7 protein-coding genes are annotated in these 9,863 nt (G+C 71.8%); 2 read left to right on the top strand and 5 right to left on the bottom strand.

Going from position 1 to position 9,863, the window contains the following annotated elements:
- Positions 1 to 173: 173 nt before the first annotated feature.
- Positions 174 to 1,334, bottom strand: a complete 1,161-nt coding sequence (locus OKW78_RS15945) for a GAF domain-containing sensor histidine kinase (RefSeq protein WP_281196047.1) — start codon at positions 1,332 to 1,334, stop codon at positions 174 to 176.
- A 122-nt stretch (positions 1,335 to 1,456) separates the two neighbouring features.
- Between OKW78_RS15945 and OKW78_RS15940 the strand changes: the two genes are divergently transcribed.
- Positions 1,457 to 3,775 (top strand): hypothetical protein, encoded by a 2,319-nt coding sequence (locus OKW78_RS15940; protein ID WP_281196046.1) that lies wholly within the window; start codon positions 1,457 to 1,459, stop codon positions 3,773 to 3,775.
- 37 nt (positions 3,776 to 3,812) lie between these two features.
- On the opposite strand, the gene glmS is transcribed toward OKW78_RS15940, so the two are convergent.
- Both glmS and OKW78_RS15930 read right to left on the bottom strand, forming a co-directional pair.
- Complete coding sequence (glmS, locus tag OKW78_RS15935) at positions 3,813 to 5,636, bottom strand: glutamine--fructose-6-phosphate transaminase (isomerizing) (RefSeq protein WP_281196045.1); 1,824 nt, start codon at positions 5,634 to 5,636, stop codon at positions 3,813 to 3,815.
- 1 nt (position 5,637) lies between these two features.
- Positions 5,638 to 6,816, bottom strand: coding sequence for a sugar phosphate nucleotidyltransferase (locus OKW78_RS15930; protein WP_281196044.1), 1,179 nt, complete (start codon positions 6,814 to 6,816; stop codon positions 5,638 to 5,640).
- Positions 6,817 to 6,926: 110 nt separating this feature from the next.
- Between OKW78_RS15930 and OKW78_RS15925 the strand changes: the two genes are divergently transcribed.
- Positions 6,927 to 7,196, top strand: coding sequence for a hypothetical protein (locus OKW78_RS15925; RefSeq protein ID WP_281196043.1), 270 nt, complete (start codon positions 6,927 to 6,929; stop codon positions 7,194 to 7,196).
- A gap of 19 nt (positions 7,197 to 7,215) precedes the next feature.
- On the opposite strand, the gene OKW78_RS15920 is transcribed toward OKW78_RS15925, so the two are convergent.
- Together OKW78_RS15920 and OKW78_RS15915 are read right to left on the bottom strand one after the other, a co-directional pair.
- Positions 7,216 to 8,229 (bottom strand): BGTF surface domain-containing protein, encoded by a 1,014-nt coding sequence (locus OKW78_RS15920; RefSeq protein ID WP_281196042.1) that lies wholly within the window; start codon positions 8,227 to 8,229, stop codon positions 7,216 to 7,218.
- A 138-nt stretch (positions 8,230 to 8,367) separates the two neighbouring features.
- On the bottom strand, positions 8,368 to 9,863 hold a 1,496-nt coding region (locus tag OKW78_RS15915; protein WP_281196041.1), incomplete at its 5' end, for a Xaa-Pro peptidase family protein.

Genomic DNA, 9,863 nt, shown 5'->3' with positions numbered 1-9,863 from the left:
ATCGGCGACGGCGGCTTCGTCTGGACCCGCGACTTCACGGACGGGGCGGGTTCGGACGGGTACGTCTGGACGATCGACCCGGCGGACCTCGACCCGACGGCCGTCGCTCCGTCGTCGGGAGGGGGCGTCGATCCGACGACGGAACTCGGCATCGAGCCGCCGGACGACGGCGGCTAGTCGTCGAACTCCTCGTGAACCGGCTCGGCGACGTTGAGGTCGGTCACCCGGAACGTCGTCCCCTCGGCGGAGCTGTCGACCGAGAGGTCCCAGCCGTGCCCGGAGACCACGCGGAGGAGAACCAGCAGCCCGAGCCCGAACGACCCGACGTTCTCGACGTCGGCGTCCGCGAGCGCGGCCTCGACGCCCGGCGGCAACCCGGGACCGTCGTCGGCGACGGCGAACCCGTGACGGTCGCCGGAGACGGTCACGGCGACGTTCGGGCCGACGTGTTCGACCGCGTTTCGGAACAGGTTCTCGAAGAGCCGCTGGAGTCGGCCCCCATCCGCGAGGACGGTCGTTCCGGCCTCGATGTCCACCGACAGCGTCGCGTTACGGGTCCGAACCGTCTCCCAGGCGTCCCGGACGAGCGCCTCGAGGTCGACCGCGTCGCGCTCGCCCACGTCGGCACCCTCCTTCGCCAGGATCAGACACTCGTCGATCATCGTCTCCATGCGGCCGAGCGAGTTCCGGACGCGCGCGAGGAACTCCGCCGTCTGTCCGGTCACCTCCTCCTGTGCGAGCTCGGTGAACCCGATCGCGCCCGCGAGGGGGTTCCGGAGGTCGTGAGCGACGATCCCCGCGAACTCGTCGAGCCGGTCGTTCTGCTCGCGAAGCTCGTCGTAGTGTTTCCCGCGCTCGAGTTCGTACCCGACCCAGTCGGCCAGAAGCGAGACGAAGTCGCGCTCCTCCTCGGTGATCGGGTCCGACCGGGGCTTCACGTCGGAGAAACAGAGCGTCCCGTACGTCTCCCCGTCGACCTCGACGGCGGCACCGACGTAGCAGCTCAGTCCGGTCGCCTCGCGTGCGGGATCGTCCGAGTATCGGCTCTCCGCGACGTCCGCGAACCCGACCGTCTCGCCGCCGTCCACGACGTGGCGACACCAGGTCCCGTCGAGTTCGACGACGCTCCCCTCGACGTACGGTCCGGAGTCGATGTTCGTCTGGACCACCTCGTAGCGTCCCTCGCCGGTGTACGAGAGGACGCCGTTGTCGACGCCGAGATACGTGCGCCCGACGTCGATCGCCTCCCGGATCCGCTCCTCGTGCGTGTGGTCGCTGTCCGTCAATCGAAGGAGGGCCTTGAACGGGTCGGCGTGGGCGGGGTCGGCGTCCATGGTCGTGGGTCCATCACCGAGGTTGTAAACGGGCCATAATAAAACCGGAAGTCGTCGACGCTCGGATCACGCCCTCATGACCCGTGGGGTAGCGTTTTGGTTCCTCGGCGACAGGTTCGTGCGTGCACAGACGTGCCTTCCTCGGGACGGTGGGAGCTGCCGGCGCGATCGGGACCGCCGGATGTGGGTTCCGCGACGACGGGGCCAGTGGTGCGGACGGCGGGAACGGAGACGACGGGAGCGGCGACGGAGCCGCCGGCGACGAGAACGGCGGTGAAGGGTCCCGACCTGACGGCCCCGAACGGCGCTTCCGCGTCGGCGACGACGGGTTCGAGATCTCGGTCGACGGCGGGGCGTTCGACGACCTCGTCCCCCGCGGGGTGAACCTCGGGATGGCCAAGCCCGGACGGTTCCCCGGCGAGGCGGCGATCACGCGCGCCGAGTACGACCGCTGGCTCGCGTCGATGGCGGAGTTGAACGTCAACGTCGTCCGGACCTACACCGTCCATCCGCCCGCGTTCTACCGCTCGCTCGCCGCCCACAACCGGGAGAGCCCGGACCCGATCTACCTCCTCCACGGCAACTGGATCGGCGAGGAGCACCTGCTCGACGCCGGCGACGCCTTCGAACTCTCCGCGGAGTTCGACCGCTCGTTCCGGCAGGTCGTCGACGTGATCCACGGGTCGACGACGGTCGAGCCGGAGCCCGGCCACGCCAGCGGGACGTACGACGCCGACGTGAGCGACGCCACGCTGGGATATATCGCCGGCATCGAGTGGCCCCCGACCGTCGTCGAGGAGACGAACCGGGCGAACGAGCCCGGCGCGTACGACGGCGAGTACCTCTCCTCGACGGTCGACAGGCCCTTCGAGCGCTGGCTCGCCGAGCGGCTCGACCGGGCGGTCGCCCACGAGGAGCGCGAGTACGGCGTCCAGCGTCCCGCGGCGTTCACCAACTGGGTGACGACCGACCCGCTCTCGCACCCCGCCGAGCCGTTTCGGCTGGAGGACGCCGTCACCGTCGACCCCGACGCCGTCGTCGCGACCGACGCCGCCGAGGCGGGCACGTTCGCGGCGTACCACGTCTACCCGTACTACCCGCCGCTTCTCAACGAGACACCCGAGTACGCGAACTACGTCGACCACCGCGGCGAACCCAACAGCTACGCCGGCTATCTGAACGACCTCGTGACCGCGACCGACCACCCGCTCGTCGTCGCCGAGTTCGGCGTCCCCTCGTCGCGGGGGATCGCCCAGCGACACGTCCACGGGCGCGACCAGGGCCGCCACACCGAGACCGAGCAGGGCGAGATCGTCGCGGCGATGTACGAGGACGTTCGGGAGATCGGTGCCGCCGGCGGCGTCGTCTTCAGTTGGCACGACGAGTGGTTCAAGCGGACGTGGAACCTCGCGGCCCTCTCGGACCCGAACCGCCGGCCGGAGTGGTCGAACGTCCAGACGCCCGAACAGCGCTTCGGGCTGCTCGCGTTCGACCCCGCGGGGGCGGTCCCCCTCGACGGCTCCGCGGACGCGTGGCTCGACGCGCCGGACGCCGTCGCGGCGACGCCCGCGGACTCGGCCACCCGACTCGACGACGCGGACGGCTCCCGTGAGTTGACCGGGATCCGCGCGACGAGCGACGCGGCCTACCTCTCGATCCGGCTCGAGGTCGCGGACCTCGAGTCCGACGACGCCGGCGACGAGGGCGTCGACTGGGACCGGACCAACTACCTCGTGACGCTCGGACTGACCGGCCGGGACGGGGTGGAACTCCCCTACGGCGTCGACGCGACCGCGGCCGCCGACTTCGTCGTTCGAATCGGCGGGCCGAGCGACTCCCGCGTGACGGTGTATCCACGATACGACGCGTTCGCGTACCTATACGGCGCGGAGGCGGGGCTCGACCTGGACGCCCATCGCGACCCGGAGCCCGGGACGTTCGCGCCGCTTCGAATGACGATCAGTCGCGGATACACGGTGCCGACGACCGGGGAGCGCGTCCCGTTCCGGTCGGTCGAGACGGGCGAGTTGCGCTACGGGAACGGGAACCCCGAGTCGGCCGACTACGACTCGCTCGCGGACGTCCACGTCTCCCCGTCGACCGACGCGATCGAGGTCCGGCTCCCGTGGCTCCTGCTCAACGTCGCCGACCCGAGCCGCCGCCGGCGACTCGGCGACTTCTGGACCGACGGGATCGACTCGTACGAGCCGTTCGAGGCGATCGACGTCGCGGCCGCCTCGTACGTACCGACGGAAGGAGGATCGGGGGAGGCGGAGACGCTTTCGGACGCGACGAACCTCGCACACGCGGTGCCGGGGATCGATGGCGACCGCCTCGACACGGTCGCGTACGTCCCGCCGACGTGGGACGAGCCGGCGTACACGGAGCGGCTCAAGGAGTCGGCGGAGCACGTCCGGGACGTCTTCGGCCGGTACGCGTAGAGCCGAGGGGCGGAACGAAACGGTCCGACCCGGCCGTCTACTCCACCGTCACGCTCTTCGCGAGGTTTCGCGGGCGGTCGATCGGCCGCCCCTTCTCGTCCGCGACGTGGTAGGCGAACAGCTGCCAGTAGACGTTCGCGACGAGGGGCTCCAGCGCGCCCGTCTCGGGCACCGGGAGGTCGACGTCGACGTAGCCGTCGCCGAGCGACGCCTCACCGTCGCCGTCGGTCCCCGTCGCCCCGATCACCGGCGCGCCGCGCGCCTGGACCTCCTTGACGTTGTTCAGCGTCTCGTGTGGCCGGGAGCCGTCGGTCAGAAGCGCGAGAACCGGCGTCTCCTCCGTCACGAGCGCGAGCGGCCCGTGTTTTAGCTCGCCGGCGGCGAAGCCCTCCGCGTGGTCGTAGGAGATCTCCTTGAGCTTCAACGCGCCCTCCAGCGCGACCGGGTAGCCGAGCTTCCGCCCGACGAAGAAGAACGCGTCCGAGTCGGCGTACTCGCGGGCGACCTCCCGAACCCGGTCCTCGCGGTCGAGGACGGCCTGGACCGCGTTCGGGAGCTTGCGGACCGACTCGAGCAGCTCCCGGGCCCGTCCGTACGACAGCGACCCGCGGGCGCGGCCGACGTGGACCGCGAGCAGCGTCAGCGTCGCCACCTGCGAGGCGAACGTCTTCGTCGCCGCCACGCCGATCTCCGGACCGGCGCGGATGAACACGCTGTCGTCGGTCTCGCGGACGATCGTGCTCCCGAGCGTGTTGGTGACCGCGAGCGTCCGCGCGCCGGCGCGTTTCGCCCGGCGGATCGCGGAGAGCGTGTCGGCGGTCTCGCCGCTCTGGGTCACCGCGACGACGAGCGTGCGCCAGGGGTCGCGACCGCCGTCGAACTCGTACTCGCTCGCGACCTCCACCGTCGTCCGGACGTCGACGACCGACTCCAACAGTTCGGCGGCGTACCGACCCGCGTAGTTGGAGGTACCGCAGGCGACCACCTGGATCTCCTCGATGGAGTCGACGTACTCCGCGGGGAGGTCGACGTCGATGTCGGCGGTGCCGGCGTCGGCGTCGATCCGCCCGGAGATCGTCTGTCTGAGCGCGCGCGGCTGCTCGTGGATCTCCTTGAGCATGTAGTGGTCGTAGCCGCTCTTCTCGGCGGCGTCGGCCTCGTACTCGAGCCGTTCGACCGGCGGATCGATCGCCTCGCCGTCGCGGTACAGCGTCAGACCGTCGTCGCCGATCACGGCGAAGTCGCCGTCCTCGATGTACGTCACGTCGCGGGTGTGCTCGAGGAAGGCGGTCACGTCGCTGGCGAGGAACGTCCCGTCGTCGCCGTGGCCGACCACGAGCGGGCTGTCGCGGCGGGTCGCGTACAGCTCGTCGACGCCGGCGATCGTCACGACGACCGCGTAGGTCCCCTCGAGCCGGTCGACGGCGGCCTCCACGGCCGCCCGCGGCTCCGCGCCCGCGTCGAGTTCCGCCTCGATCAGGTGCGGGACGACCTCGGTGTCGGTGTCGCTCGTGAACTCGTGGTCGGCGAGCTCCTCGCGGAGCGCGTCGTAGTTCTCGATGATCCCGTTGTGGACGACCGCGACACGCCCCGTACAGTCCGTGTGCGGGTGGGCGTTCTCGTCGGTCGGCGGGCCGTGCGTCGACCACCGCGTGTGGCCGATCCCCCGCGTGTGGTCGGTCGATTCGGGGAGGATCCCCTGGAGCTCGCTCACCTCGCCGGACTTCTTGTACACCGAGAGCGCGTCGTCGGTGAGCGCGACGCCCGCGGAGTCGTACCCGCGGTACTCCAGGTTCGAGAGGCCCGCGGAGAGGATCGGGAGCGCGGGCCGGCCGCCGACGTAGCCGATGATCCCACACATGTTACCCCCTCCGTACCGTCACGCCGTCCTCGATCCTCCCGCTCACCGACGCCCCGTCGCCGACGACCGCGTCGTTGCCGAGGACGGTCCCGGGCGCGAGCGCCGTCGCGCCGCCCACGGCCGCGTCGTCGCCGACGACCCCGCCGAGTCGCACCCCCTCGTGGAGCTCGCCCGCGACGGCGACGGTCGCGGTCCCGCCCCTGACCGTGGCGTTCGCGCCGACCCTCGCGCCCGCGCCGACGACACAGTCCCTGACGACCGCCCCGGCCTCCACGGTCGCGTCGGGGAAGACGACGGAGCGCTCGACGGTCGCGTTCGGCCCGATCCGCGCGTTCGCGCCGAGAGTCGTCCCCGCGCCGACGACCGCGTTCCGCCCGACGGACGCGGTGGGGGCGACGACACAGCGGTCGTCGACGCCCGCGCCGGGCGCGAGCGTCCCCGCGACGGTCCCGCCGTCGCGGTCGATCACGTCGTCGGTGACCGCGAGCAGGTCCCAGAGGTACGAGACGTCGTGCCAGCCGCCGCCGTACCTGACGGCGCGGACGCCGCCCTCGTCGATGAGCCGCTCGACCGTGTCGGGGAGCTCGTACTCGCCGTCGTCGGACGCCTCGGTGTCGCGGATCGCGTCGAACACCGCGGGGGTGAACGCGTACACGCCCGCGTTGATGACGTCCGAGTCGGCCCGCCGCCGCGGTTTCTCGACGATCGTCTCGACGAACCCGTCGCGGACGGTCACCACTCCGTAGGCCCGCGGGCGGTCGCTCCGGGTCACCGCCATCGCGGCCGCGGCGTCGCCGTCCGCCAGCGCGTCGCGGACGTCCGCGACCGCGGAGGGCTCGACGATCCGGTCGCCGTTCAACACGAGGAACGGACCGTCGACGTGCGGCTCCGCCTGCGCGACCGCGTGAGCGGTGCCGAGCCGCTTCTCCTGGACCACGTACCGGATCGAGACGTCCCAGTCGTCGCCGTCGCCGAAGTGGGTCTGGATGCGCTCGCGTTCGTAGCCCACGACGAGGGCCACCTCGTCGACGCCGGCCGCGCTCGCGGCCTCGATCACGTACTCGAGGAGGGGCCTGTTGGCGACCGGCACCATCGGCTTCGGCCGCCGGTTCGTCAGCGGGCTCAGTCGTCGACCCGCCCCGGCGGCGAGCACGACGGCGGTCGTCGGTCGGTCGGACATGTCGGACCGAAAACGTCCGATCGACTTGAAGGGTGGTGGTCGTCCGCTCGCCGTGGTAACCGCGGGACGCGTCCTGTATCCTTATCCCGACCGAGGTGGTACGGGAACCGATGAGCTTCGGGCTGTTCGACATGATCGGGCTGGCGGCGTCGCTGGCGTTCGCGCTGCCGCTCGCGAACTACGCGATCGTTCGCCTCCTCGCCGGCGAGACCGCCCTCGGCGGCGGGCTGCTCGTCGTCGCCGTCGCGATGGTCGTGTTGCCGCAGTACTTCCTCGATCCCGCGCGGATCTTCCGGGGGCTCATCCGCGGGCTCCTCCCGCGACAGCTCCGCGGGGACGACGCGGAATCGGGAACCGACCGCGATACCGTCGAGAAGTAGTCCCGTCTGGATCGGTCGACTACTCGGGCCGGCGACCCGCGGCGAGCGCGGCCGCACACAACGCGAGCGCTCCCACGACGACGCCGAAGCCGGGAACGCTCGTGTCGGTTCCGTCGTCGCCGGAGTCGCCGTCATCGGCGCTTCCGCCCTCGGCGTCGTCACCGCCACTTCCGCCCTCCTGGACGCCGATCGACTCGTCGACGACGAGGACGTCGTGCTCGCTCTCGCCGTCGAGCTCGTCGTTCCCACGGACCGTCAGCGTCGCGCGGTCGCCGTGACTCGTCCGGCTCAGGTCGAACGTCGCGGTCGCCTCGCCGTCCTCGACGGTAGCCTCCTCGGTCATGATGTACGCCGGGCTCGCGTCCGCGGCGGAGCGGATCCGGAGGGTGACGCTCTCGCCGTCCGCGAGGTCGACCGGGACCGTCACGTCCGTCTCGGCCGGCTCGACGACCACGTCGGCCGCCTCGACGTCGGACCCGGTGACGACGGTCGAATCGCTCGAACCGTCCGTCGATCCGTCGTCACCGGAATCGCTCCCGTCGTCGCCGGAGTCGCTCCCGTCATCGCTCGACGCTGGCTCGACCATCAGGCTCCCCGCGTCGGCCGTTCCCTCGTCGTCGACGGCGACCTCGACGTCGTAGCTGCCGGGTGCGATGGGATCGTCGAGGTCGGTTTCGCTCTCGACGGAGACCGCGGCGTCGCCCTCGGCAGTCAGGGACGCGCCGTCGCCGTCCGTCGCGGCGTGGTCGAAGACGAGCGACGTGACGCCGTCGTCGTCCGGCGTTACCGTCGCGTGGAGTTCGTATCCGCTCGTGGACTCGTCGCCGACCACTATCGAGAACTCGTCGATTCCGTCCGTCTCGACGCCGAAGACGGCGGTGCCGCCCTCGGTCACGGTGACGAGGTCCGCGTCGAGGTCGGCGGTGCCGTCCGCGGCGGCGGTTCCGACGAACGCGGTTCCGACGAGCGCGGCTCCGACCACCGCGAGCACGGCCAGGAGAACGGTGGCCGCTGCCGGGAGTAGTTTCCTCACGATACGTCCGCTCGGTCCGGCCTCGTCGGCCGTGGAGGGCTGTCTCGGCATACACGTCGTCGATCGGACGGGGACGATATAGGGACGCCGGAGACTCAAACGACCGTCGTAGCTATGGCGGGATGGCGGACGACCACGCTACCGGTCCCCGACTGACTCCTCGCGGTCGACCGGGACCGTTCCGAACGGGTACGCCGTGAGGAGCTCGTACCCGTCCTCGCGTACGACGACGACGTCTCCCAGCCGGACGCCGCCGGCCGCGGGGTCGTACACGCCGGGTTCGACGGCGAGGACGTGACCCGGCCGGAGGTCCGTGCCGCCCGGCAGCGACGGCGGCTCCGAGCGGGACAGCCCGACCCCGTGGCCGGCGTCGTGGGTGAATCCGGGTTCGCCGGGCGACGCGTTCGGATCGAAGCCGTACGCGGCCAGCTCGGCGGCGGCCTCCCCGTGGACGGTCGTCGCGGGGGCCCCCGGCTCCACCTCCGCGAGCGCGGCCTCGAGGGCCGCCTCGACCGCGACGTACGCCCGGCGTTCCCAGCCGCCGTCGCCGTCGACGACGAACGTCCGCGTGAGCGCGCCGTGGTAGCCGTCCGGCCCGCGTGGCGCGAGATCGATCACGACCGTCTCGCCCGCCCGGATCCCGGCGTTTCGGTCGAGGGCGGCGGGACCGCCGGGTCCTCCCCAGCGAGGGGAATCGGCGGCATCCCGTCCCGCGGCGATCCTCGTGTTTCCGGCGTCGCGTACGCCCCGTGCGGCGAGCGTCGCGTTCACCGCCCGCCGGAGCCGATCGATCGTGAGCGGCTCGTCCTCGAAACGGAGAACGGGTCGCCCGTCCTCCTCGGTCCCGGAATCGCCCGATCCCGTCGACCCGCCGGCCGGGTCGCGCCGAGACGGGTCGCTCCGGGCGAGCATCGTCTCCGCACGCGCCATTCCGGCCGCGGCGGCGCGCTGTGCCCGCCGGATCCGGTCCACCTCGTCCGAGGTCTTGACCGCCCGCGAGTCGGTGACGATCGGCGTCGACGCGAGATCGTAGCCCGCCCGATCGAGGTAGACGGCCGCGTCGTGTGGGACGGATCGCGGGACGAGGACGCGGCGATCGTCGACGGCGTCGCCGCTTCCGTGTTCGTCGAGGACCGCCGCGGCGCGGACGCCGATCGGATCGTCGGCACGAGCGGTCCGAACCGCCCGGACGACTCCGTCGTGGAAGGCGGCGTCCTCTCCCGTCGCGTCGACACGGGCATCCTCCCGCGTCGCATCGACACGAGCGGCATCGACGAACTCGCGTTCGGCCGCCTCGCCGGCGGATGCGGGCGCGAGGAGAGTCGCCCGCGCCGGCGACGATCCGGACTCGGGGATCGCGACGACGCCGTACGTCCCGTCAGGCTCGCCGACGCGCGTCAGGTAGCGGAGGTCGGCGTCGAAGCGGTCGCCGACCGAGACGAAGCCGACCGCGTCCGCCTCCGCGATCGCCCCGACCACGGGGGAGAGGTCGGTCCGGAGCGGCCCGGGTTCGGGACCGTCGTCGCCGCGATCGGGACCGTCGTCGCCGCGATCCGGATCGTTCGGACGACCGTCTCCGTCGCCACCGTGGCCCGGAGCGGCAGAGCGCTCGTCCCCGTCGCCACCGTGGCCCG

It is taken from the genome of Halorubrum sp. F4, from assembly GCF_027257195.1.
GTDB lineage: Archaea > Halobacteriota > Halobacteria > Halobacteriales > Haloferacaceae > Halorubrum.
This window is presented reverse-complemented; position numbering and strand designations above follow the sequence as displayed.

Excerpts from the sequence above, each read along its gene's own strand:
- OKW78_RS15930 (WP_281196044.1), bottom strand. The coding sequence starts at position 6,816 with ATGTCCGACCGACCGACGACCGCCGTCGTGCTCGCCGCCGGGGCGGGT.
- OKW78_RS15945 (WP_281196047.1), bottom strand. The coding sequence starts at position 1,334 with ATGGACGCCGACCCCGCCCACGCCGACCCGTTCAAGGCCCTCCTTCGA.
- glmS (WP_281196045.1), bottom strand. The coding sequence starts at position 5,636 with ATGTGTGGGATCATCGGCTACGTCGGCGGCCGGCCCGCGCTCCCGATC.
- OKW78_RS15925 (WP_281196043.1), top strand. The coding sequence starts at position 6,927 with ATGAGCTTCGGGCTGTTCGACATGATCGGGCTGGCGGCGTCGCTGGCG.